Origin of the sequence: Paracoccus sp. TD-10 (assembly GCF_048270675.1) — a bacterium.
Taxonomy (GTDB): Bacteria; Pseudomonadota; Alphaproteobacteria; order Rhodobacterales; family Rhodobacteraceae; genus Paracoccus; species Paracoccus pantotrophus.
Window position 1 is genome coordinate 2,103,911 of the sequence record NZ_CP182418.1, and the last position, 23,600, is coordinate 2,127,510.

The window sequence follows — 23,600 nt, forward strand, 5'->3', positions numbered from 1 at the left end:
TAGGGGGCTTCGCGGCCTGATGAAAGGCGCATTGCGGCTGGTCTATCCGCCGCAATGCCTGTGCTGCGGCGCGCCCGTCGCCGACGAGGGCGGGCTGTGCCCCGCCTGCTGGCGCGAGGCCGATTTCATCACCGGCACCTGCTGCGCGCGCTGCGGCGCGCCCTTGCCTGGCGACGGGGCGGGCGATGCGGCGGACGCGGCGGCGGGGTTGCTGGTCTGCGACGACTGCCTGAGGGTCCGGCGGCCCTGGCAACAGGGCCGGGCGGCGCTGGTCTATCGCGGCAGCGGCCGCAGGCTGGCCCTGATGCTGAAGCATGGCGACCGGCTGGACCTGGCACCCGCGCTTGGCGGCTGGGTGGCGCGGGCGGCCCTGCCGCTGCTGCGGCCGGAGACGGTGGTGGTGCCGGTGCCGGTGCATCTGCGCCGGCTGCTGAAGCGCAAGTACAACCAGGCCGAGATGCTGTCGCGGCATGTCGCCCGCGCGCATGGGCTGGCGCATCTGCCCGGCGCCCTGCGGCGGCTGCGGCATACGCCGATGCAGGACCATGGCAGCGTCGGCGACCGTTTCGCGAATGTGGACGGGGCGATCGGCGTGCCGGCGCGCATGGCGGCGCAGGTGCAGGGCCGGGCGGTGCTGCTGGTCGATGACGTGATGGCCTCGGGGGCAACGCTGGCCGCCTCGGCCGATGCGCTGGCGGCAGCGGGCGCGGGGCCGATCTCGGTCGTGGTTCTGGCGCGGGCGGTCAAGGATGCCTAGATAGGAACCGAACCATGAATCCGGGACGCGCATATCTATGGCCAAGGTCGAACTCTATACCACCCCCACCTGCCCCTATTGCATTGCCGCGAAATCGCTGCTGCGCAAGAAGGGCATCGCCTATCACGACACCGATGTCAGCCGCGATCCGCAGCTGCGCGCGGCAATGACCCAGCGCGCCGGCGGCCGCCGGACCGTGCCGCAGATCTTCATCGACGGCCGCCATGTCGGCGGCTGCGACGATCTGCATGCGCTGGACCGCCAGGGCCAGCTGGATGCCATGCTGGGCCTGACCGCATGAGCCAGGCGCTGACCGCGGGGCTGGTGCAGCTGAGCGTCTCGGACGATCCCGAGCGCAACCTGCCGGTCACGCAGGCGCTGGTGCGCGAGGCGGCGCGGGGCGGGGCCGGCTGGGTGCTGACGCCCGAGGCGACCAACCTGCTGGGTGCCGGCCGCGAGCGGCAGGAGCAGATTCTGCACATCGAGGCCGAGGATCCGACGCTCGCGGCATTGCGCGAGGATGCGCGCGAGCTGGGCATCTGGCTGCTGATCGGTTCGCTGTCGCTGAAGACCGGCGATCCGGGCGAGAGCCGCTTTGCCAATCGCAGCTTCCTGATCGCACCGGACGGCAGCATCCGGGCGCGCTATGACAAGCTGCACATGTTCGACGTGACCGTGTCAGAAAGCGAATCCTATCGCGAATCGGCGGCCTTCCGGCCGGGCGGGCGGGCGGTGCTGGCCCAGGGGCCCCTGCCCGTCGGCATGACCGTCTGCTACGACCTGCGCTTTCCCGCGCTTTACCGCGCGCTGGCCCAGGCGGGGGCCCAGGTGCTGACCGTGCCCGCCGCCTTCAACGACACCACCGGCGCCGCGCATTGGGAGGTGCTGTTGCGCGCCCGCGCCATCGAGACCGGCTGCTTCGTCCTGGCGCCCGCGCAATGCGGCAGCCATGCAAGCCATGCCGAGCCGGACCGCCGCCCGCGCCGCAGCCATGGCCACTCCCTGGCCGTCGGGCCCTGGGGAGAGGTGCTGGCCGATGGCGGCACCGAGCCGGGGGTGAGCTTCGTGACGCTTGACCCAGCGGCGGTTCTCGGGGCACGGTCCCGCATCCCTTCCCTGACGCATGACCGGAACTTCGCGGGCCCATGATCCACAAGACGCAAGACAGCCCGCATGGCCATGCCGAAGCCTCGGCCGATGCCCTGGCGGCCAGCCTGTTTTCCGAGGTGTTCATCGCCGATCAGCTGGCGCGCGACCTGATCGGCAAGGCGCTGCCCAAGGGCATGCAGATCTCGCATTTCTCGGTTCTGAACCTGCTGGCGCATCTGAATGTCGAGCGCACGCCGGCGGAACTGGCCGAGGCGTTCCACGTCACCCGCGGCGCCATGACCAACACGCTGTCGCGGCTGGAATGGGCGGGGCATATCCATATCCGCCCGGACTGGGACGACGCGCGGCGCAAGTTCATCGCCATCAGCCCGGCCGGGCGGGCGGCGCGGGACGCGGCCCTGGCCGCCTTCATGCCGCGAATCGCCGATGTGGTGCGCGATGTCGGCGCCGACCGGGTGCGCGCGGCGCTGCCGGTCCTGCGCATGCTGCGCAAGCAGCTGGAAGAGACGTTGCGTCACGAATCGCGCGGCGGGCGCTGAGCCCGCCGGTCGCCCGGTCGCAGGAGTATCTGGAAAACGGTGAAGACCGGCGCGGGCCCGCCCGGCCGCGCCGCTGCTGCCGGGTATTTGCGGAACGAAGAAGTCAGCCGTCGCGCAGGGCGGTCATCGCATAGTTCACCGACAGGTCGCGATGCGACAGCGACCAGCTCCAGCCCAGCGGGTTGAAGACCATGCCGCAGCGGTCAACGACGCGCAGCCCCGCCGCCTCGGTCATCCGCGCCAGCTCGTCGGGGGTGATGAAGCGGCGCCAGTCATGCGTGCCCCTGGGCAGCCAGCGCATGATCCATTCCGCCCCGAGAATGGCGGCGCCGAAACTGCGCGCGGTGCGGTTCAGCGTGGACTGGATCAGCATGCCGCCAGGCGCCACCAGCTCGCGGCAGGTGGCGATGAACTGCGCCGGGTCGGCGACATGCTCGACGATCTCCAGCGCCATCACCACGTCGAAGCGATGTCCCTCGGCTGCCAGCGCCTCGGCCGTGGTGGCGCGGTAGTCGATGGCGAGATCCTGTTCCCCGGCATGCAGGCGGGCGATGGCGATATTGCCCTCGGCCGCGTCGGCGCCGGTGACGGTGGCGCCCAGCCGGGCCATCGGCTCGGCCATCAGCCCGCCGCCGCAGCCGATGTCGAGCAGACGCAGCCCCTCGAATGGCGCGGGGGCGGAAAGGTCGCGGCCGAACTGCGCGGCGATCTGCGCGGTGACATAGTCCAGCCGCGTCGGGTTCAGCATGTGCAGCGGCTTGAACTTGCCGCTCGGATCCCACCATTCCCGTGCCATGGCCTGGAACTTGGCGACCTCGGCCGGGTCGATGCTGCTGGGGGCCGGGTTGCTGGGGGCCGGGTTGCTGGGGGCTGGTCTTTCGGTCATCTGGCCGTCCTTCATGTGGCGGGCGCATGCGAGGCGCTATATAGTGGTGCCATGGACAGATTGGCAGGGCAAATCGGCGGCACACCGTCGCATGGCAGGCTGCACCCGATGGTCGAACCCTTCGACCGCCGGGTGATCGGGGTCGGCGAAGGCCACCAGCTGCATGTCGAGCAAAGCGGCAATCCCGACGGCGTGCCGGTGATCGTGCTGCATGGCGGGCCCGGCGGCGGGTGCAGCCCCTATATGCGGCGCTTCTTCGACCCGGCGCATTACCGGGCGGTGCTGTTCGACCAGCGCGGCTGCGGCCGTTCGCAGCCCCATGCCGCGGTCGCGGCCAACACCACCCAGCACCTGATCGCCGATATCGAGACGATCCGCCGCAGCCTGGGGATCGAGCGGGCGATCCTGTTCGGCGGCAGCTGGGGCGCGACCCTGGCCTTGGCCTATGCCCAGGCCCATCCCGAGCCAGTCGAGGCGCTGGTGCTGCGCGGGGTCTTCCTGGGCCGGCGCGCCGAGCTGGACTGGTTCTATGGCGGCGGTGTCGCGCGCTTCTTCCCCGACCGCTGGGCCGAGTTCCAGGCCCCGATCCCCGAGGCCGAGCGCGGCGACATGATCGCCGCCTATCACCGGCGCCTGTTCAGCGGCGACCGCGGGCAGGAGACGCGCTTCGCCCTGCCCTGGCTGGTCTGGGAAAACGCCCTGGCGGGGCTGGAGATCAATGGGCCGGGCCATGCGCCGCCCGATTATGCCCGCACCTTCGCCCGGCTGGAGAATCACTATTTCGCCCATGACTGCTTCCTGACCGAGGGCCAGCTTCTGCGCGACCGCCACCGCATCGAGCATATTCCCGCGGTGATCGTGCAGGGCCGCTATGACATGGTCTGCCCGCCGGCGACCGCCTGGGAACTGGCCCAGGGCTGGGACAGGGCCGAGTTGCGGCTGGTCCCCGCCTCGGGCCATGCGCTGAGCGAGCCGCGAATCGCCGCCGAGCTGGTGCGGGTCATGGACGGTTTCCGGGATGTGGCAAGGCGGCGCTGACCCTGTCGCCAAGGGCCGCGGGGCCGCCGGTTTCCGGCCCCCGCGGGGCGGGCGGCCGGCGCCGCGCCGGTTTTCCTTGCAATCCCCGGCGAGGGGCCCTATATGCGGCTCAACAGCGGCGCAGGCGTCCACAACCTGCCCACCGGTAAGACGCACGGGCCGCCTAGGCCCGTTTTTTGTATTTGGGGGATCAGCATGAGCGACCTCATCGCCAAGACCGCCATCGACCGGCGCCTGGCCGAGATCATCGCCCCGGTCATCGAGGATCTGGGTTTCGAACTGGTGCGCATCCGCCTGCAAGGCGGCAAGACCGCCACGCTTCAGATCATGGCCGACCGTCCCGAAGGCGGCATCAATGTCGACGACTGCGCCGACATTTCCACCGCCGTCAGCGCGATGCTGGATGTCGAGGATCCGCTGGAGGACGCCTATCACCTGGAGGTTTCCAGCCCCGGCATCGACCGGCCGCTGACCCGGCTGAAGGATTTCGAGACCTTCGAGGGCTACGAGGCGCGGCTGGAGACCAACCAGCCCATCGACGGGCGCAAGCGTTTCAAGGGCGTGCTGGCGGGGGTCGAAAAGGGCGAGGGCGGCGACGAGGTGCTGCTGAACATCGAGGAAGGCGGCGAGGTCCAGACCATCGGGCTGAACTTCGACTGGCTTTCCGATGCGAAACTGGTGCTGACCGACGAGCTGATCGCCGAGATGCTGCGACAGAAAAAGGACGCGGGCGTGCAGATCGACAATCTGGACGAGACCGCCTTTGACGAGATCGAAACGGAAGCCGGCGAAGACAACACCGCCGCGAAGGAGTGAGGAATGGCCATCACCTCTGCCAACCAGCTTGAACTGCTGCAAACCGCCGAGGCCGTTGCACGGGAAAAGATGATCGACCCCGATCTGGTGATCGAGGCGATGGAGGACAGCCTGGCCCGCGCCGCGAAGTCGCGCTACGGCTCGGAAATGGACATCCGCGTCCATATCGACCGCAAGACCGGCAACGCCACCTTCACCCGCGCCCGCACCGTGGTCGAGGACGATGCGGTCGAGAACTACCAGGCGCAATTCACCGCCGACCAGGCCCGCGCCTATTTCGAGCCCTCGAAGGACGGCCGCGCCCATTGGCTGCGCGACGGCCAGGTGCTGACCGATTTCTCGGGCAAGCCGCAGCCGGGCGACGTGTTCCAGGAGCAGGTGCCGCCGGTCGATCTGGGCCGTATCGCCGCGCAATCGGCCAAGCAGGTGATCCTGCAGCGCGTCCGCGAGGCCGAGCGCGACCGGCAATACGAAGAGTTCAAGGACCGCGCCGGCACCATCATCAACGGCGTCGTCAAGCGCGAGGAATACGGCAACATCATCGTCGACGTCGGCCGGGGCGAGGCGATCCTGCGCCGCAACGAGAAGATCGGCCGCGAGAGCTATCGCCCGAACGACCGCATCCGCGCCTATGTCAAGGATGTGCGCCGCGAGGCCCGCGGCCCGCAGATCTTCCTGTCGCGCACCGATCCGCAATTCATGGCGGAACTGTTCAAGATGGAAGTGCCGGAGATCTATGACGGCGTCATCGAGATCAAGGCCGTGGCCCGCGACCCGGGCTCGCGCGCCAAGATCGCCGTGATCAGCTATGACAACTCGATCGACCCGGTCGGCGCCTGCGTCGGCATGCGCGGCAGTCGCGTGCAGGCCGTCGTCGGTGAATTGCAGGGCGAAAAGATCGACATCATCCCGTGGTCCGAGGATCAGGCGACCTTCCTCGTGAACGCGCTGCAACCCGCCGAGGTGGCGAAGGTCGTCTTCGACGAGGACGCCACCCGCATCGAGGTGGTGGTGCCGGACGAGCAGCTTTCGCTGGCCATCGGCCGCCGCGGCCAGAACGTGCGGCTGGCCAGCCAGCTGACGGGCCTCGACATCGACATCCTCACCGAAGAAGAGGAATCGAAGCGCCGCCAGGCCGAGTTCAACGCCCGCACCAAGCTGTTCATGGACACGCTGGACCTGGACGAGTTCTTCGCCCAGCTTCTGGTCGCCGAGGGCTTCACCAACCTGGAAGAGGTGGCCTATGTCGACCTGGACGAGCTGCTGTCGATCGAGGGCGTGGACGAAGGCACCGCCGAGGAATTGCAGACCCGCGCCCGCGAGCATCTGGAGGCTGCCAACAAGGCCGCGCTGGAGAACGCCCGCGCCCTTGGCGTCGAGGACAGCCTGATCGAGTTCGAGGGCCTGACCCCGCAGATGGTCGAGGCCCTGGCCAAGGACGGCGTCAAGACGCTGGAGGATTTCGCCACCTGCGCCGACTGGGAACTGGCTGGCGGCTGGACCACGCAGAACGGCCAGCGCGTCAAGGACGACGGCATTCTGGAACCCTTCGGCATCAGCCTGGAAGATGCGCAGACCATGGTGATGACCGCCCGCGTCATGCTGGGCTGGGTCGACCCGACCGAGTTCGAATCGGCCGACGAGGCCGAGGCCGAGGGCGACGAACAGGAGGCCGGGGTGTAACGCCCCGGAAACCGGATGACACGCGGGGGCCGTATCAAGGACCGCGAGACGCCCGAACGGCGCTGCATCGTCACGGGCGAGGTTCAGCCCAAGGCTGGGCTGATCCGCTTTGTCGCGGGCCCCGATGGCGAGGTGGTGCCGGATCTGGCCGAAAAGCTGCCCGGACGCGGCTTCTGGGTCGTGGCCGACCGGCAAGCCTTGGACAAGGCTGCCGCCAAGGGCTTGTTTTCGCGTGGCGCCAAGGCGCGGGTGACCGCCCCGCCCGAACTGCTGGCGATCATCGAATCCGGGCTGGCGCGGCGGGTGACGGACACGCTGTCGCTGGCGCGCAAGGCCGGGCTGGCGGTGGCCGGCTTCGAGAAGGTCAAGGATTGGCTGGCGGCCGGCAAGGCCAAGGTGCTCTTGCAGGCCAGCGACGGGTCCGAACGCGGCAAGGGCAAGCTCTGGACCCCTCCGGGGGGCCGGTGGTTCGGCTGCATGACCGCATCAGAATTGGGTTTGTCCTTTGGGCGCGATCATGTCATACACAGCGCGCTTGCGCCGGGGGGCCTGACCGAAAAATTGATCAGGGACGCGAGCAGACTGACGGGTCTGCGCGGGCATGACGGCGGTGCATCCGCCGGGAAGGAATGAAGATCGGATGAGCGATACTGACGGAAAGAAACCCCTGGGTCTTGGTGGCGGCCGTTCGGGCCATGTGAAGCAAAGCTTCAGCCACGGCCGGACCCATAACGTGGTCGTCGAGACCAAGCGCAAGCGCGTGGTCGTGCCCGGCAAGGCCGGCGGCGCGGCCGGTGGCGGGCGCTCGGGCTCGCCCTCGGCCGTGTCGGGCGACCCGTCGAAGCGTCCCGCCGGCATCTCGGATGCCGAGATGGAACGGCGCCTGGCCGCGCTGAAGGCCGCCAAGGCCCGCGAGGTCGAGGAAGCCGCGCAGCGCGTCGCCGAGGAAAAGGCCCGCGAGGAAGAACGCGAACGCCGCCGGCTTGAAGCCGAGGCCAAGGAGCGCGAGGAACGCGAACGCGAGGAAGCCCTGCGGCTGAAGGCCGAGGAAGATGCGCGCCGCGCCCGCGAAGCCGAGCTGCGCGAAAAGAAGAAGGCCGAGATCGCCAAGCCCAAGGCCGATGCGCGTCCGGCGACCCCCGCCGACCGCGCCGCCGCCGAGGCGGCCGCCGTGCGCGCCGAGACCAAGGGCGTCAGCGCCGCCGGCCCGCGCAAGACCGACCGCGACCGCGACACCCGCGGCCCCGCCGACGACCGCGACAGCCGCAACAAGGGCCGCGAGGACAGCCGCCGCACCGGCAAGCTGTCGCTGTCGCAGGCGCTGGACGGCGAAGGCGGGCGCCAGCGCAGCCTGGCCGCGATGAAGCGCAAGCAGGAAAAAGCCCGGCAAAAGGCCATGGGCGGCCACCAGCGCGCCGAAAAGCAGGTGCGCGACGTGCAGCTGCCCGAGACCATCGTGGTCTCGGAACTGGCCAACCGCATGGCCGAGCGCACGCCGGACGTCATCAAGTCGCTGATGCGCATGGGCATGATGGTCACGGCGAACCAGTCCATCGACGCCGATACCGCCGAACTGGTGATCGACGAATTCGGCCATCGCGCCGTGCGCGTCTCGGATGCGGATGTCGAGCAGGTGATCGACCAGGTCGAGGACCGGCCCGAAGATCTGAAGCCGCGCCCGCCGGTGATCACCATCATGGGCCATGTGGACCACGGCAAGACCTCGCTTCTGGACGCGATTCGTCATGCCAATGTCGTCTCGGGCGAGGCCGGCGGCATCACCCAGCATATCGGCGCCTATCAGGTGAAGGCGTCGAACGGGGCGCTGCTGACCTTCCTCGACACGCCCGGCCACGCGGCCTTCACCTCGATGCGGGCCCGCGGCGCGCAGGTGACGGATATCGTCGTGCTGGTGGTCGCCGCCGATGACGCGGTCATGCCGCAGACGGTCGAGGCGATCAACCACGCCAAGGCCGCCAATGTGCCGATGATCGTGGCGATCAACAAGGTCGACAAGCCGGATGCGAACCCGCAGAAGGTGCGCACCGACCTGTTGCAGCACGAGGTGGTGGTCGAGGCCATGTCGGGCGAGGTGCAGGACGTCGAGGTCTCTGCCAAGACCGGCCAGGGCCTGGACGAGCTGCTGGAGGCCATCGCGCTGCAGGCCGAGATCCTGGAACTGAAGGCCAATCCCGACCGCCCGGCCCAGGGCGCGGTGATCGAGGCCAAGCTGGACGTGGGCCGCGGTCCGGTCGCGACCGTGCTGGTGCAGAACGGCACGCTGAAGCGCGGCGACATCTTCGTCGTCGGCGAGCAATGGGGCAAGGTCCGCGCGCTGATCAACGACAAGGGCGACCGCATCGACACTGCCGGCCCCTCGGTCCCGGTCGAGGTGCTGGGGCTGAACGGCACGCCCGAGGCCGGCGACGTGCTGAACGTGGTCGAGACCGAGGCGCAGGCGCGCGAGATCGCGGATTACCGCATCCAGGCCGCCAAGGACAAGCGCGCCGCCGCCGGTGCCGCGATCACGCTGGACCAGATGCTCGCCAAGGCCAAGGCGGACGAGAGCGTCGCCGAACTGCCGGTGGTCATCAAGGCCGACGTGCAGGGCTCGGCCGAGGCCATCGTCCAGGCGCTGGAAAAGATCGGCAACGACGAGGTGCGCGTCCGCGTGCTGCATTACGGCGTCGGCGCGATCACCGAATCGGATGTCGGCCTGGCCGAGGCCAGCCAGGCGCCGGTCATCGGCTTCAACGTCCGGGCCAATGCCCCGGCGCGGAACGCCGCCAACCAGAAAGGGGTCGAGATCCGCTATTACTCGATCATCTACGACCTGGTGGATGACATCAAGGCGGCGGCCTCGGGCCTGCTTTCCGCAGAGGTGCGCGAGAACTTCATCGGCTATGCCGAAATCAAGGAAGTCTTCCGCGTCTCGGGCGTCGGCAATGTCGCCGGCTGCCTCGTGACCGAGGGCGTGGCGCGTCGCTCGGCCGGCGTGCGCCTGCTGCGCGACAACGTGGTGATCCACGAAGGCACGCTGAAAACGCTCAAGCGCTTCAAGGACGAGGTCAAGGAAGTGCAATCCGGCCAGGAATGCGGCATGGCCTTCGAGAATTACGACGACATCCGCAAGGGCGATGTCATCGAGATCTTCGAGCGCGAGGAAGTGCAGCGCCAGCTGTGATCCCCGCGGACAGCGGCAAAGGGGGCGGGCCTGCGGGTCCGCCCTTTTTCATGCCCGGACCCCGGCAGGAACGCCCACCTGCCGACATGGCAACGCCGACGCCTTGCGTGCGCCGCCTTCTCCGTTTCCCCAATACCCCCGCCGGAGGCCGGCGACAGGGCAAGCGAAAAACAGAACGGGGCCCGCAAAGGGGCCCCGTTCCGCGATCATGGACACGTTGCTGTCGCCTCAGGTCAGGACGGGCTTGCCCTCATAGGTCTTGCTGCCTACTCGGACCACGATGTTCCCGTTCGCCTGCTGCCGTTCAAAGATCCCCTGGACCGAAATGCAACTGCCGATCGTGATCGTGCGAATCATGTCCGATCTCCTCCTCTACAGGATTTCAGAATTGTCGCAAAATCGTCAAATGTTAACCGGGAATGTCGCAGACTCAGGCAGATGGACGATAAAGCCGGAACCAGCGTGACCGATATGTCTCATATCCAGTCGCGCAGGATCGGAATCAGCGGCAGATCCGCCGGCGGCATGGGGTATTTGCTCAATTCTGCGGCACGGGCCCAGGCCAGGTTCTGCCCTTCCTGCGGCACCGGCACGCCCTGCCAGCGCCGGCAGGCGAACAGCGGCATCAGCAGGTGAAACTCCTCATAGGCATGGCTGGCGAAGGTCAGCGGCGCCAGGCACGAGCGCCAGGTCTCGATCCCCAGCTCCTCGTGCAATTCGCGGATCAGCGCGGCCTCGGGCGTCTCGCCCGGCTCGACCTTCCCGCCCGGAAACTCCCACAGGCCCGCGAGGGACTTGCCCTCGGGGCGCTGCGCCAGCAACACGCGGCCGTCTGCGTCGATCAGCGCGACGGCCGCGACAAGCACCGTCTTCATGAGCGGTAATCGGCGTTGATGTCGATGTAGCGATGCGTCAGGTCGCAGGTCCAGACCGTGCGCCGGCCCCTGCCCAGCCCCAGGTCGACGCCGATCACCAGATGGTCGCGCTTCATATAGGCGCTGGCCTGCCCCTCGTCATAGCCGGGCGCGCGCCAGCCGTTCTCGGCCAGCACCATGTCGCCGAAGCGGATGGTCAGCCGGTCGCGGTCGGCCTCGGCCCCGGACTTGCCGACGGCCATGACCACGCGGCCCCAGTTCGCGTCCTCGCCGGCGATGGCGGTCTTGACCAGCGGCGAATTGGCGATGGCCATGGCGACGCGATGCGCGTCGGCATCGCTGGTGGCCCCCGTCACCTGCACCTCGACGAATTTCGTCGCGCCCTCGCCGTCCTTGACCACCTGCTGCGCCAGATCCAGCATCACCTGCGACAACGCCTTGCCGAAGGCCCGCGCCGGGGCCGAGCGCAGGTCAGTGATCGGCGCCGCCTTGGACTTGCCGGTCGCTGCCAGGATCAGCGCATCCGAGGTCGAGGTGTCGCTGTCCACGGTAATGGCGTTGAAGGTCTGGTCCATGCGCGCCGACAGCATGCGCTGCAGCAGCGCCGGCGCGATTTGCGCATCGGTAAAGACATAGACCAACATCGTCGCCATGTCGGGCGCGATCATGCCCGAGCCCTTGGCGATGCCGGTGATGTTGATGGTGCCGCCATCGCCCTCGAAACTGGCCGCCGCGCCTTTCGGAAAGGTGTCGGTGGTCATGATGGCGCGTGCCGCGCCGGCCGCGCCGGCCGCATCCAGGTTGGCGGCCAGATCGCCGATCACCGCGGTGATGCGCTCGGCCGGCAGCGGCTCGCCGATCACCCCGGTCGAGGAGGAAAACACCCGCTCGCGCGGCACGCCAAGCGCCTTGGCGACGCCGCCGGTGACGGCATCCACCGCCTCCTGCCCGTTCTTGCCGGTGAAGGCATTGGCATTGCCCGAGTTCACGATGATCGCCGCGCCCTGGGCGGTGTCCTGCTTCAGCGCCAGCTTGGCCTGGCAGTCCAGCACGCTGGCCGCACGGGTCGAGGATTTGGTGAAGGCGCCGGCGATGGCCGTGCCCGGTGCCAGCCGGACCAGCATGACATCGGTACGGCCCTGGTATTTCACCCCCGCCGCGCCCGAGGCGAACTCGGCCCCCTCGATCACCGGCAGGTCGGGAAAGCGCGCCGGCGCCAGCGGCGAGACCGGGTTCTTGGGCTTCACCGCCGCCGCCACCGCCGCCTCGGCCCGTGCCTCGAGGCCGGCAGCGGTTTCCTTCAGCGCCGCCTTCAGCTTTTTCAGCTTCTTCTTCAGCGCCTTCAGCTTTTCGGCATCGGAAAGCCGGGACTTCTTGTCATCCGTCTTGGCCATCGCTCACTCTCCCAGGATGTCGGTCTTGTTCAGCAGGTCGGGGGCGAGCCCTTCGGTCTTTTCGACCTTGGCTTCGGAGACGCGCTTTTCGATCTCGGCCTGCACCTTGTCACGACGGACCTGCACGGCCAGCTGCTCCTTGATCTCGTCGAAGGCGGGGGGCGTGACCTCGCGCGTGTCGTTCAGCTTGATGACATGCCAGCCGAACTGGGTCTCGACCGGTTCCGAGACCTGGCCCTTTTCCAGCGCCTTCACGGCTTCGGCAAAGGGCGCGACCATCTGCTCGGGCTGGAACCAGCCCAGGTCGCCCTTGTTCGGGCCGGAATTGTCGGTCGATTTCTCCTCGGCCAGCACGCCGAAATCGGCGCCCTCGGCCAGTTGCTTGGCGATGGCCTCGGCCTCCTCCCTGGTCTTCACCAGGATATGGGCGGCATTGTATTCGACCCCGGGTTCGGCCTGGCCGCCGAAGGCCTGGTCATAGGCGGCTTTCAGCTCGGCCTCGTCCGGCTCGGCCGCGGCGATCTTTTCCAGCACCGAGCCGGCCAGATAGGCGCGCTTCTCGATCTCCAGCGCCACGGTATCGCGCTTGCTCAGCGGCTCGGCCGCCTGGGCCACGGCGGTCTGGCGGATCATCTGGTCCAGCATCAGATCCCACAGTGCCGTATCCGGCAGGCCCTGGGTCGCCTGCGCGTCCAGCCCCTGCCGCATGGCGACCATCTGGCCCAGCGTGATCGCCTCGCCATTGACGGTGGCGACGACCGTATCGGCATCCTGCGCCAGCACGGGCAGGGCCGAGACGGTCCCCGAAAGCAGCACGGAGACGGCAAGAAGCGGTTTCAGCATAGGTTTCCCCTTCATGGGACGGCGCGTCCACGCAGAGGTGAACGGGCGCAAGCGTTGACAGTGGGCCGGCCGGGGCATACATCCGGCGCAACCGAAAATGCGCGCCCGTCGCCGTTTTTCCGGCCCAAGTGATAGGGCAAGGCGAATGGTGCCGGCAAGTGGGCGGAACGTCCCGCGCACCCCCAGATACGCGATTTTGAAGGTTCATATGCTCGGCATCGGAAACTTGGCGAAACTGGTCTTTGGCACGCCCAACGACCGCAAGGTGAAATCGGTCCGGCCGCTGGTGGCCCAGATCAACGCGCTGGAGGAACAGTTCCGCGCCCTCTCCGATGCGGAACTGATCGGCAAGACCCGCGAATTGCAGGGCCGCGCGCAGGCAGGCGAGGATCTGGACAAGCTTCTGCCCGAGGCCTTTGCCAATTGCCGCGAGGCGGCGCGCCGCGCGCTTGGCCTGCGCGCCTTCGACACGCAGCTGATGGGCGGCGTCTTCCTGCACCAGGGCAATATCGCCGAGATGAAGACCGGCGAGGGCAAGACCCTGGTCGCGACCTTCCCGGCCTATCTGAATGCCTTAGCGGGCAAGGGCGTGCATGTCGTCACCGTCAACGACTACCTGGCGAAACGCGACGCTCATTGGATGGGCAAGGTCTTTGCGCAGCTCGGCATGACCACCGGCGTCGTCTATCCCTTCCAGCCGGACGAGGAAAAGCGCGAGGCCTATCGGGCCGACGTGACCTATGCCACCAATAACGAGCTGGGCTTCGACTACCTGCGCGACAACATGAAGGGCTCGATCGAGCAGATGACCCAGCGCGGGCATTTCTTTGCCATCGTGGACGAGGTCGACTCGATCCTGATCGACGAGGCGCGCACGCCGCTGATCATCTCGGGGCCCAGCCAGGACCGCAGCGCGCTTTACAAGACGCTCGACGCCTTCATGCCCGAACTCGCGCCCGAGCATTACAAGCTGGACGAAAAGACCCGCAACGCCACCTTTACCGAGGAAGGCAACGAATTCCTGGAAAAGCGCCTGCAGGCGGCGGGCGTGCTGCCCGAGGGCCAGACGCTTTACGACCCCGAATCGACCACCATCGTCCACCACGCCAACCAGGCGATGCGGGCGCACAAGCTGTTCATGCGCGACCAGCATTATATCGTGCGCGACGACGAGGTGGTGCTGATCGACGAATTCACCGGCCGGATGATGAAGGGCCGCCGACTGTCGGACGGCCTGCACCAGGCCATCGAGGCCAAGGAAGGCGTCGCCATCCAGCCCGAGAACGTGACGCTGGCTTCCGTCACCTTCCAGAACTATTTCCGGCTCTACGACAAGCTCTCGGGCATGACCGGCACCGCCGCCACCGAGGCCGAGGAATTCGCCGAAATCTACAAGCTCGGCGTGGTCGAGGTGCCGACCAACCGCCCGGTGCAGCGCATCGACGAGCATGACCGCGTCTATCGCACCGCGACCGAGAAATACGCCGCCGTGATCGAGGCGATCAAGGAAGCCCATGCCAAGGGCCAGCCGATCCTGGTCGGCACGACGAGCATCGAGAAATCCGAGATGCTGTCGCAGATGCTGAGCAAGGAAGGCATCCAGCACAACGTGCTGAACGCCCGCCAGCACGAGCAGGAGGCCAAGATCGTCGCCGACGCCGGCAAGCTCGGCGCCGTGACCATCGCCACCAACATGGCCGGCCGCGGCACCGACATCCAGCTGGGCGGCAATGTCGAGATGAAGGTGATGGAGGCGCTGGCCGCCGATCCCGAGGCGAACCCCGATGAGGTCCGCGCCCGCATCGAGGCCGAGCACGCCGCCGAAAAACAGGCGGTGCTGGACGCCGGCGGCCTTTTCGTGCTGGCGACCGAGCGCCACGAAAGCCGGCGCATCGACAACCAGCTGCGCGGCCGCTCGGGCCGCCAGGGCGACCCCGGCCGCTCGCTGTTCTTCCTGTCGCTGGAAGACGACCTGATGCGCATCTTCGGCTCGGAACGGCTGGACAAGGTGCTGTCGACGCTGGGCATGAAGGATGGCGAGGCCATCGTCCACCCCTGGGTCAACAAGTCGCTGGAACGCGCCCAGGCCAAGGTCGAGGGCCGCAACTTCGACATCCGCAAGCAATTGCTGAAATTCGACGACGTGATGAACGACCAGCGCAAGGCGATCTTCAGCCAGCGCCTGGAAATCATGCATACCGACGAGGTCGGGGACATCGCCGCCGACATGCGCGCGCAGGTGATCGACGACCTGGTCGACCGGCATCTGCCACCCCGCGCCTATGCCGAGCAATGGGACGTCCAGGGCCTGCATGACGCGGTGGTCGACAAGCTGAACATGGACCTGCCCGTCGCCGATTGGGCAGCCGAGGACGGCGTGGACCAGGACGGGATCCGCGAACGCATCCAGCAGGCCACCGATGCCTATATGGCGCAGAAGGCCGAGCAATTCGGCCCCGAGAACATGCGCCAGATCGAAAAGCAGGTGCTGCTGCAGCAGATCGACAGCAAATGGCGCGAGCATCTGGTCACGCTGGAGCATCTGCGCTCGGTGGTGGGCTTCCGCGGCTATGCGCAGCGCGACCCGCTGTCGGAATACAAGACCGAGGCCTTCCAGCTGTTCGAGACCATGCTGGACGGGCTGCGCTTCGACGTGACCCAGCAACTGGCGCGCATCCGCCCGCTGACCGATGCCGAGCGCGAGCAGATGCTGCGCGAATACCAGCAGCAACAGGCGGCGGTCGAGGCGCAGATGCACCCCGAACACGAGGAAGCCGAGGGCGGCGAGGTCTCGGGCCGGGTCGCCGGCTTCGACGAGACCGATCCCACCACTTGGGGCAACCCGTCGCGCAACGATCCCTGCCCCTGCGGCTCTGGCAAGAAGTTCAAGCACTGCCACGGCGCGCTGGCGTGATTTGGGGGCCTTCGGGCCCCCTTCTTCATCCCGCCGCGAAGATGGCCGGCCCGGCATGGGTATTTGGAAAACGGTGAAGAGCCGGGCGCACCGCTTGGGCTTTCACCGTTTCTCAAATACTCATATCGCAACGGAGCAGCCGACCAGGCGCCGCTAATCCGGCACCAGCATGTAGCCGGTTCCGCGCACGGTCTGCAGGTAGCGCGGCTCCTTGGGATCGGGCTCGATCTTGCGGCGCAGGCGGGTGATCTGCACGTCGATGGCGCGTTCCGAATTCTCGCCCGCCTCCTCCGACGGGCTGCGGCCCAGATCCTCGATCAGCGCGCCGCGGCTGACCGGCTGGCGCGGCGTGTCGGCAAGGCGCCTGAGCAGCGCCTGCTCGGTTCCCGTCAGGCGCAGCGGCGCATCGCCCTGCCACAGTTCGCCCTTGTCGGCATCGTAGCGCAGGGGCCCCAGCGACAGGAACTTCGGCCCCTTGGGTTCGGTCGCCGGGATACGGCGCAGGATGGCGGCGATGCGCAAGAGCAGCTCGCGCGGCTCGAAGGGTTTCGGCAGGTAATCGTCGGCGCCGCTTTCCAGCCCCTCGATGCGGTCGCCCGTCTCGCCCTTGGCGGTCAGCAGCAGGATCGGCGTGGTCATGCGCCGGCGCAGGTCGCGGGTCAGCGAGAACCCGTCCTCGCCCGGCATCATCACGTCGAGCACGATCAGGTCGAAATCCAGCCCGTCAAGCAGGCGCCGGGCATGGGCGGCGTCGCGCGCCGTGGTCACCAGGAAACCGTTGCGCATCAGGAAGCGGCGCAGCAGGCTGCGGATGCGTTCGTCGTCGTCGACGACCAGGATATGGGCGGCGGGCGGCGGATCGGAAGCAGGATCGGGAGCGGTCATGGCGACTCGGGCAGTTCTTTCAGCGCACGATACTGGCGCAGCGTGTCGCGGTCCATCATCGCCTCCAGCACCTGCCGGAAGCCCGCCACCGCCTGCGGTCCGGCGGCGCGATAGGCGGCGCGCATGCGGGCGCGCTGCGCCTCGGACAGACGGCGTTCCAGCGCCGCGCCCTTGTCGGTCAGGTAGAGCTGGCGCTCGCGCCGGTCGCGGCGGCCGATGCGGCTTTCGACCAGCCCGTCCTCGATCAGCGTGCGCAAGACCCGGTTCAGCGATTGCTTGGTCACGCCCAGCACGTCCAGCAGCGCCGTCACCGTCAGGCCCGGCTCACGATGGATGAAATGGATCGCCCGGTGATGGGCGCGGCCGTAATCCAGCTCGGCCAGAATCAGGTCGGGATCGGCGGTAAAGGCGCGATAGGCGAAAAACATCGCCTCGATGCCGCGGCGAAGCTGGTCATCGGTCAGGAACAGCAGGCTTTCCCCGCCTGCCGGCGCGACATTCACCTTGTTCTGCATGGCCTTCCCTTCGCTGCGTGGCCCTTATTACGTCAGGCTTGTTGACTTTCCAACCATGAATGGATAGCCCAGACCTCAAGTTGCGCAACTTTCTTTGCCAGACATGCTCTGACGGCGCAACATTCCGCAAACAGAACCGGCCGGAGGGAAAAATGGCGGGCGCATATGACGATCGTGACGGCAAGATCTGGATGGATGGCAAGCTGGTGGAGTGGCGCGAGGCGAATGTCCACATCCTGACCCATGCGCTGCATTACGCCAGCTCGGTCTTCGAGGGCGAGCGCTGCTACAGCGGCAAGATCTTCAAGGGACACGAGCATTCGCTGCGGCTGATCGAATCGGCCCGGCTTCTGGACATGCAGTCGCCCTATACCGCCGAGGAGATCGACGCGGCGAAAACCGCCGTGCTGGAGGCCAACGGCTTCAAGGACGCCTATGTCCGCGCGGTGATGTGGCGCGGCTCGGGCGAGGACATGGGGGTTTCGGCGCGCCGCAACCCGGTGCGCATGGCCGTCGCCGCCTGGGAATGGGGCAGCTATTACGGCGATGCGAAATGGCAGGGCGCCAAGCTCGACATCGCCAAGTGGAAGCGGCCCAGCCCCGAGACCATCCCCACCGCCGCCAAGGCCGCCGGGCTTTACATGATCTGCACCATGTCCAAGCACGCCGCCGAGGAAAAGGGCTGCTCGGACGCGCTGTTCATGGACTGGGAGGGCTATGTCGCCGAGGCCACCGGCGCCAATATCTTCTTCGTCAAGGACGGCGAGGTGCATACGCCGCTGGCCGACCGCTTCCTGAACGGCATCACCCGGCAGACGGTCATCCAGATGCTCAAGGACAACGGCACCGCCGTGCATGAACGCCGGATCAAGCCCGAGGAGCTGGCGGATTTCCAGGAATGCTTCCTGACCGGCACCGCGGCCGAGGTGACGCCGGTCGGGCAGATCGGCGACTGGCATTTCCAGGTCGGCGGCACCACCCGCAAGATCGCCGAGGATTACGAAAAGCTGGTCCGCAGCTGATCGCTGGACCGAAATGGAAACCCGGCCGGGCGGCAGCGCCCGGCCGGGTTCGCATTGCCGGGGCCGGGATCAGACCCGATGGCCGCGCTCGATCCGGGCAAATTCGGCGGCGCGGCGATTCGCCTCTTCGCTGTTGCGGATACGGGGCCGCATGCGCAGGGCGGCGATGGCCGGGTGAAGGCCGGATTCGCGTTCCTGCCGCGTATAGTATTGCGTGCGGCCGGAACTGCTTTCGTGACTGCGGTCTGCGATATGTCTGGTCATGTCGGTCTTCCTCCCGCGCGGGAGTATAGCGCGGATGCGGCGGCATTTCACCCCTTGCGGACAGGGCTGCGACCCTAGGCCGCCTTGATGCCGGGGGCAGCGGCCAGCATGGCGTGCAGCGCCACCGGATCCTCGTTGGCGCGCAGCTTGGCGCGCAGATCCTGGTCGCGCAGCGTGCGCGAGACCAGCGCCAGAGCCTTGAGGTGATCGACGCCCGAATTCTTGGGCGCCAGCAGCGCAAAGATCAGGTCCACCGGCTGGCGGTCCACCGCGTCGAAATCCAGCGGCTTTTCCAGCCGCAGGAACAGGCCGACCACATGCTCAAGCCCGTGCAGCCGGGCATGGGGCAGCGCGACGCCATGGCCGACCCCGGTGGGGCCCAGGGTCTCGCGCTCTTGCAGCGCGTCCAGCGTCTGCGCGGCGTCCACGCCATAGACGGCCCGCGCCTGTTCGGCAATTTCCTGGAACAACCGTTTCTTGCTGGTGGTCTGGCTCATCGTCCGCACGGCGGCGGGGGAGAGAATGTCGCTGATCTGCATGTCGCCCGAAAATTGTCAAGGCCCGGCCGCGGGCTGCGCGGCCGGGACGTTTGGTTCAACAAGACTGCCCTTCTGTGTCAGTCTAGCCCAGGTTGCGGGGGTCGATCCAGCCCACGTTGCCGTCGTCGCGGCGGTGAACCACGTTCACGCCCCCATGTTTCTCGTTGCGGAAGACCAGCAGCGGGCTGCCGGACAGTTCCATCTGCATCACCGCGTCGCCGACCGACAGGGTGGGCACGCGGGTCTCCATCTCGGCAATGATCATGGGTTGCAGGCCGTCGGCCTGCGTTTCCCATTCGTCCTCATCGGCGGCCAGCACATACATTCCCGCCTGCTCGAATTCAACCGGCTGGGTCCGGTCCTTGTAGTGGTCCTTGAGCCGGCGCTTGTAGCGGCGCAGTTGCTTGTCCATCCGTTCGCGGCATTGCTCGAAGGCCGCATAGATGTCGGTGGCCCCGCCCTTGGCCTGGGCGGTCAGCCCGGTCGAGAGATGCACCACGGCATCGCAGATGAATTCATGCGCGTTGCGGGAAAAGATCACCGTCGCATCCGTCGGGCGTTGCGAATATTTCTCAACGGTGGCACCGAGTTCGGTCTTGACATGAGTCGAAAGCGCATCGCCCACGTCGATCTGTTTTCCGCTGATCTGATAGCGCATGGTGGTCCGTCCTTTCGGTTGCCCGGCCTGGTCGTCACAGCCCTCGCGGCGGCACCGTCCGGGTTTCTTCGGCCCGGCGTCCTGCCCGGCCATATCCTCATTTGGTGATAGCCACGTCCCGGTGTCAACGGCTGCGCGCAAGGGATCGTCACGTCCTCGCGTTCAGTTCATGCGGAAGGTTTCGCCCAGGTAGACGCGGCGGACCTGCGGGTCGGCCACGATCTCGGCCGTGGTGCCGGCTTTCAGCACATGGCCGTCGTGCAGGATATAGGCGCGGTCGACGATTTCCAGCGTCTCGCGGACGTTGTGATCGGTGATCAGCACGCCGATGCCGCGGCTTTTCAGGTCGTGGACCAGGGCGCGGATCTCGCCCACGGCGATGGGATCGACGCCGGCGAATGGTTCGTCCAGAAGCAGATAGGCCGGATCGGCTGCAAGGCAGCGGGCGATCTCGACCCGGCGCCGCTCGCCCCCCGACAATGCCATGGCCGAGGCATTGCGCAGATGGCCGATCGAGAAATCGCCCAGCAGCTCCTCCAGCCGCTCGCGGCGCTGGTGGACATGCGGCTCGACCAGTTCCAGGACGGCCATGATGTTCTGCTCGACCGTGAGGCCGCGAAAGATCGACATCTCCTGCGGCAGGTAGCCGATGCCCATCTGGGCGCGGCGATACATCGGCAGGCGCGTCGCGTCCTGCCCGTCGATCAGCACCTGGCCCGAATCAGGCGCGACCAGCCCGGCCACGCAATAGAAGCAGGTGGTCTTGCCCGAGCCATTGGGCCCCAGCAGCGCCACCACCTCGCCGCGCTCCAGGTCCAGCGCCACGTCGCGGATCACCGGGCGGTTGCGATAGGATTTGCGCAGGCCGCGGACGCGCAGCCCCTGCTTTTCGGCCATGGCGTCAGTTCTCCGGCTGCAGGACGCTGCGCACCCGGCCCGAGGCTTCGGCGGTGCCGCTTTCCAGGTTCACCGTCACCTTGTCGCCCGCCAGCAGGTTGCCGCCCTGGCTCAGCAGCACATCGCCGGTCAGGACGATGGTGCCGGTCTCGACATCGTAATCGGCCGCCTGCGCCTCGGCCGCGTCCTCGCCGCTGGCCAGGGTGACGTTGCCCTGCGCGTGCAAGGCGCTGATGCGGCGCTGGTCGCCCTGGGCATAGGTCACGGTCACGCTGTCCGCCGCAAGCCGCATGGCACCCTGGCCGATCAGCACATTGCCCGAAAACGTGGCCTGGCCGGATTTCTGGTCGACCGTCAGCGAATCGGCCGTGACCTCGACCGGTTCCTTGATATCCTGGGCGCTGCCAAAGCCCCTGGCCTGCCCCAGCACCGGGCCCGCCGCCAGCATCAGCGACAGGATCACGGGCAAAAGCGGTCCGGGCCGGATCATCGGATTTCCTTTCTGGCGCCCGAAGGCCCCCTATGCGGCCGGCGGCGCCGGGTCATGGCCGGTATATCAAGCGGACTCCGCCGCTCAAATCAAGAACGTGATCGCCGCTGCCCTCCCCCGAGGGGCGAAACTCCATCCGCCCCGCCGTCAGCCGGCCGAAAGGGGCCAGCACATTGACCTCCTCCTCGGAAAGCAGCGTGCCTTCGGTGGTCGAGGCCAACAGTTCCGGTGCGGTCAGCACCCAGCCGTCGGCGGTGGTCATGCGCACCCCCTCGGCCAGCCGGACCTGCTGGTCGCGCATCGAGGCGGCCCCGGCGCTGACATCCGCCGCCCGCCCGTCGCTGGCCCGCAGCGTCAGGCGCACCGCCTGCGCCTGGGTGCCGCTGCTGCGGTCGCCGGGCCGGGCCTCGGCGGCCGCGATGCTCAGCTGCGCGCCATCGCGGGTCACGCCGGCATAGGTCGGGCTGGTCACCGCCTGCCGCTCGGCCAGTTCGCGCGGGTCCACATCGGCATAGGGAATGCTCGCCTCGGGGTCGGGCTTGCGGCCCAGCAGGAACAGCACCGACAGGATCGCCAGCGCCGTCAGCGGCAGGATCACCTGCAGCCAGGCCACGATGCGCGAGCGGGTGCCCACCGTCAGACAAGCCCCGTGCGCAGGAAGTCGTGGATATGGATCAGCCCGGCCGGCATCCCTTCGGGCGTGACTACGAACAGGCAGGTGATGCGGCGGGCCTGCATCTCGGCCAGCGCCGCTTCGGCCAGTTGGTCGGGGCCGATGGTGCGCGGGTTGCGGGTCATCACCTCGGCGGCGCTATGGTCCAGCAGCCCCTGCATGTGCCGCCGCAGGTCGCCGTCGGTGATGATGCCGGTCAGCCGCCCCGCGGCATCCGTCACCCCGGTCACGCCGAAGCTTTTCTGGCTGATGGTCAGCAGCGCCTCGGCCATGGGCGCGGTCTCGGCCACCAGCGGCATGTCGCGGTGCATCAGGTCGGCCACTTTCGACAGTTTCGCGCCCAGCTTGCCGCCGGGATGGAAGGTGCGGAAATGCTCGGGCGTGAACTGGCGATGCTCCATCAGCGCCACGGCCAGCGCATCGCCCAGCGCGATGGTCATGGTGGTCGAGGTGGTGGGCACGATGCCGGTGCCGCAGGCCTCGGGCGCCTGGGGCAGGATCAGCGCCACGTCGGCCTGGCGCAGCAGCGTCGATTGCGCCCGCCCGGCGACGCCGATCAGCGGGATCTGGAAGCGCCGGGTATGGGCGATCAGGTCGGCCAGTTCCGGCGTCTCGCCGGAATTGGACAGCACCAGCGCCACGTCGCCCTGCGTCACCATGCCCAGGTCGCCATGGCTCGCCTCGGCCGGGTGGACGAATTGCGCCGGCGTCCCGGTCGAGGCCAGCGTGGCCGCGATCTTGCGCCCGACATGGCCGGACTTGCCCATGCCGGACACGACCACGCGGCCGCGCGCAGCCAGGATGGTCTCGACCGCGCGGTCGAAGCTGTCGCCAAGGCCGTCGGCCAGCAGGGCCAGCCCCTCGGCCTCGGTGCGGATCACCCGGCGGGCGGTATCGAGATATGCGCTCATGGCCCGCTACCTAGTGATGGAAGATGTCGTTTTCATCCCCCCAGCCCAGCAGATCCAGATGGGCGCGGGTGGGAAGAAAGTCGAAACAGGCCTGCGCCAGGTCCAGCCGCCCCTCGCGCGCCAGCCGCTTTTCCAGCTCGGCCTTCAGCGCATGCAGGTGCAGCACGTCCGAGGCGGCATATTCCAGCTGCGCCTCGGACAGGTCCGCCGCGCCCCAGTCGCTGGTCTGCTGCTGCTTGGAGATGTCGACGCCGACCAGTTCCGAAAGCAGGTATTTCAGCCCGTGCCGGTCGGTATAGGTGCGCACCATCTTGCTGGCGATCTTGGTGCACCAGACCGGCTTCGTCACCACGCCGAAGGCCGCCTCCAGCGCGGCGATGTCGAAGCGGCCGAAGTGGAACAGCTTCAGCACCTGGGGATCGGCCAGCATCCGCACCAGGTTCGGCGCCGTGCGCTGGCCCTGGGCGATCTGCACCAGATGCGCATTGCCGTCGCCCGAGGACAGCTGCACCAGGCACAGCCGGTCGCGGCGCGGATCGAGCCCCATCGTCTCGGTGTCGATGGCCACGACCGGACCCAGGTCCAGATCGTCCGGCAGGTCGTTTTGATAAAGGGTGATGGTCATCTGTGGCTTCTCGGGCTGCGGGTTTGGGTTGCTGTAACCCCAATGCCCCCGCCTGCGCCAGCCCCGGCTTCGGATCTCGGCA

The 23,600-nt window shown here is 67.7% G+C and carries 26 protein-coding genes; 11 read left to right on the forward strand and 15 right to left on the reverse strand.

Annotated features, from left to right (window positions below; genetic code table 11):
* Positions 1-19: 19 nt before the first annotated feature.
* From ACNKFW_RS10470 to ACNKFW_RS10485, 4 genes are read left to right on the forward strand one after another with little or no spacing between them, the layout of a single operon-like run.
* Complete coding sequence (locus tag ACNKFW_RS10470) at positions 20-757, forward strand: double zinc ribbon domain-containing protein (RefSeq protein WP_024843989.1); 738 nt, start codon at positions 20-22, stop codon at positions 755-757.
* A 37-nt stretch (positions 758-794) separates the two neighbouring features.
* A complete protein-coding gene (gene grxC, locus ACNKFW_RS10475; RefSeq protein WP_024843990.1) occupies positions 795-1,058 on the forward strand; it encodes a glutaredoxin 3 in 264 nt (87 codons plus the stop codon).
* Complete coding sequence (locus ACNKFW_RS10480) at positions 1,055-1,906, forward strand: carbon-nitrogen hydrolase family protein (RefSeq protein WP_177209304.1); 852 nt, start codon at positions 1,055-1,057, stop codon at positions 1,904-1,906. Before grxC ends, ACNKFW_RS10480 begins: the two co-directional genes overlap by 4 nt.
* Complete coding sequence (locus ACNKFW_RS10485; protein WP_024843992.1) at positions 1,903-2,406, forward strand: MarR family winged helix-turn-helix transcriptional regulator; 504 nt, start codon at positions 1,903-1,905, stop codon at positions 2,404-2,406. Before ACNKFW_RS10480 ends, ACNKFW_RS10485 begins: the two co-directional genes overlap by 4 nt.
* Positions 2,407-2,509: 103 nt before the next feature.
* Here the strand turns inward: ACNKFW_RS10485 and ubiG are convergent, their stop codons facing one another.
* The gene (ubiG, locus tag ACNKFW_RS10490) at positions 2,510-3,292 is read right to left on the reverse strand and encodes a bifunctional 2-polyprenyl-6-hydroxyphenol methylase/3-demethylubiquinol 3-O-methyltransferase UbiG (protein ID WP_051419417.1); all 783 of its coding nucleotides are present in this window, start codon (positions 3,290-3,292) and stop codon (positions 2,510-2,512) included.
* 51 nt (positions 3,293-3,343) lie between these two features.
* On the opposite strand from ubiG, the gene pip reads away from it, so the two are divergent.
* From pip to infB, 5 genes are all read left to right on the forward strand, one after another.
* Entirely contained in the window at positions 3,344-4,330 is a 987-nt protein-coding gene (pip, locus tag ACNKFW_RS10495; RefSeq protein WP_024843994.1) for a prolyl aminopeptidase, read from the forward strand.
* A 195-nt stretch (positions 4,331-4,525) separates the two neighbouring features.
* A complete protein-coding gene (gene rimP / locus ACNKFW_RS10500) occupies positions 4,526-5,146 on the forward strand; it encodes a ribosome maturation factor RimP (protein ID WP_418024319.1) in 621 nt (206 codons plus the stop codon).
* A 3-nt stretch (positions 5,147-5,149) separates the two neighbouring features.
* The gene (gene nusA / locus ACNKFW_RS10505) at positions 5,150-6,829 is read left to right on the forward strand and encodes a transcription termination factor NusA (RefSeq protein WP_418024321.1); all 1,680 of its coding nucleotides are present in this window, start codon (positions 5,150-5,152) and stop codon (positions 6,827-6,829) included.
* A gap of 15 nt (positions 6,830-6,844) precedes the next feature.
* Positions 6,845-7,462: an RNA-binding protein gene (locus tag ACNKFW_RS10510; RefSeq protein ID WP_418024323.1), complete on the forward strand. Its 618-nt coding sequence runs from the start codon at positions 6,845-6,847 to the stop codon at positions 7,460-7,462.
* 7 nt (positions 7,463-7,469) lie between these two features.
* Positions 7,470-10,013 (forward strand): translation initiation factor IF-2, encoded by a 2,544-nt coding sequence (gene infB, locus ACNKFW_RS10515; RefSeq protein ID WP_024843998.1) that lies wholly within the window; start codon positions 7,470-7,472, stop codon positions 10,011-10,013.
* Positions 10,014-10,241: 228 nt separating this feature from the next.
* On the opposite strand, the gene ACNKFW_RS10520 is transcribed toward infB, so the two are convergent.
* From ACNKFW_RS10520 to ACNKFW_RS10535, 4 genes are all read right to left on the reverse strand, one after another.
* Positions 10,242-10,370, reverse strand: a complete 129-nt coding sequence (locus ACNKFW_RS10520) for a hypothetical protein (protein ID WP_024843999.1) — start codon at positions 10,368-10,370, stop codon at positions 10,242-10,244.
* Between the two features lie 119 nt (positions 10,371-10,489).
* Complete coding sequence (locus ACNKFW_RS10525; RefSeq protein ID WP_024844000.1) at positions 10,490-10,888, reverse strand: (deoxy)nucleoside triphosphate pyrophosphohydrolase; 399 nt, start codon at positions 10,886-10,888, stop codon at positions 10,490-10,492.
* Positions 10,885-12,282, reverse strand: a complete 1,398-nt coding sequence (gene argJ, locus ACNKFW_RS10530) for a bifunctional glutamate N-acetyltransferase/amino-acid acetyltransferase ArgJ (protein WP_024844001.1) — start codon at positions 12,280-12,282, stop codon at positions 10,885-10,887. Before argJ ends, ACNKFW_RS10525 begins: the two co-directional genes overlap by 4 nt.
* A 3-nt stretch (positions 12,283-12,285) precedes the next feature.
* Complete coding sequence (locus ACNKFW_RS10535) at positions 12,286-13,125, reverse strand: peptidylprolyl isomerase (RefSeq protein ID WP_024844002.1); 840 nt, start codon at positions 13,123-13,125, stop codon at positions 12,286-12,288.
* A 208-nt stretch (positions 13,126-13,333) separates the two neighbouring features.
* Between ACNKFW_RS10535 and secA the strand changes: the two genes are divergently transcribed.
* Complete coding sequence (secA, locus tag ACNKFW_RS10540) at positions 13,334-16,039, forward strand: preprotein translocase subunit SecA (RefSeq protein WP_114669173.1); 2,706 nt, start codon at positions 13,334-13,336, stop codon at positions 16,037-16,039.
* 153 nt (positions 16,040-16,192) lie between these two features.
* Here secA and ACNKFW_RS10545 read toward each other — a convergent pair whose 3' ends face one another.
* On the reverse strand, positions 16,193-16,924 hold the full coding sequence (locus ACNKFW_RS10545) for a response regulator (protein ID WP_418024327.1): 732 nt from the start codon (positions 16,922-16,924) through the stop codon (positions 16,193-16,195).
* A complete protein-coding gene (locus ACNKFW_RS10550) occupies positions 16,921-17,439 on the reverse strand; it encodes a MarR family winged helix-turn-helix transcriptional regulator (protein ID WP_024844005.1) in 519 nt (172 codons plus the stop codon). The genes ACNKFW_RS10545 and ACNKFW_RS10550 overlap by 4 nt, the downstream gene beginning before the upstream one ends.
* Positions 17,440-17,591: 152 nt before the next feature.
* Between ACNKFW_RS10550 and ACNKFW_RS10555 the strand changes: the two genes are divergently transcribed.
* Complete coding sequence (locus ACNKFW_RS10555) at positions 17,592-18,461, forward strand: branched-chain amino acid aminotransferase (RefSeq protein ID WP_024844006.1); 870 nt, start codon at positions 17,592-17,594, stop codon at positions 18,459-18,461.
* Positions 18,462-18,530: 69 nt separating this feature from the next.
* Here ACNKFW_RS10555 and ACNKFW_RS10560 read toward each other — a convergent pair whose 3' ends face one another.
* The 8 genes from ACNKFW_RS10560 to ACNKFW_RS10595 form a co-directional block, all read right to left on the reverse strand.
* Positions 18,531-18,725, reverse strand: coding sequence for a hypothetical protein (locus ACNKFW_RS10560; protein ID WP_024844007.1), 195 nt, complete (start codon positions 18,723-18,725; stop codon positions 18,531-18,533).
* Between the two features lie 74 nt (positions 18,726-18,799).
* Positions 18,800-19,264: a PTS sugar transporter subunit IIA gene (locus ACNKFW_RS10565; protein WP_024844008.1), complete on the reverse strand. Its 465-nt coding sequence runs from the start codon at positions 19,262-19,264 to the stop codon at positions 18,800-18,802.
* An 82-nt stretch (positions 19,265-19,346) separates the two neighbouring features.
* Entirely contained in the window at positions 19,347-19,922 is a 576-nt protein-coding gene (gene hpf / locus ACNKFW_RS10570; protein ID WP_024844009.1) for a ribosome hibernation-promoting factor, HPF/YfiA family, read from the reverse strand.
* A 162-nt stretch (positions 19,923-20,084) separates the two neighbouring features.
* Complete coding sequence (lptB, locus tag ACNKFW_RS10575) at positions 20,085-20,819, reverse strand: LPS export ABC transporter ATP-binding protein (RefSeq protein ID WP_024844010.1); 735 nt, start codon at positions 20,817-20,819, stop codon at positions 20,085-20,087.
* A gap of 4 nt (positions 20,820-20,823) precedes the next feature.
* On the reverse strand, positions 20,824-21,309 hold the full coding sequence (gene lptA, locus ACNKFW_RS10580; protein ID WP_418024330.1) for a lipopolysaccharide transport periplasmic protein LptA: 486 nt from the start codon (positions 21,307-21,309) through the stop codon (positions 20,824-20,826).
* Positions 21,310-21,361: 52 nt separating this feature from the next.
* The gene (locus ACNKFW_RS10585; protein WP_024844012.1) at positions 21,362-21,943 is read right to left on the reverse strand and encodes a hypothetical protein; all 582 of its coding nucleotides are present in this window, start codon (positions 21,941-21,943) and stop codon (positions 21,362-21,364) included.
* Positions 21,944-21,945: 2 nt separating this feature from the next.
* Positions 21,946-22,893 carry a KpsF/GutQ family sugar-phosphate isomerase gene (locus ACNKFW_RS10590; protein WP_418024332.1) on the reverse strand — a complete coding sequence of 316 codons (948 nt, stop codon included), beginning with the start codon at positions 22,891-22,893 and terminating at the stop codon, positions 21,946-21,948.
* 10 nt (positions 22,894-22,903) lie between these two features.
* Positions 22,904-23,518, reverse strand: coding sequence for a ribonuclease D (locus ACNKFW_RS10595; RefSeq protein ID WP_418024334.1), 615 nt, complete (start codon positions 23,516-23,518; stop codon positions 22,904-22,906).
* Positions 23,519-23,600: the final 82 nt, after the last annotated feature.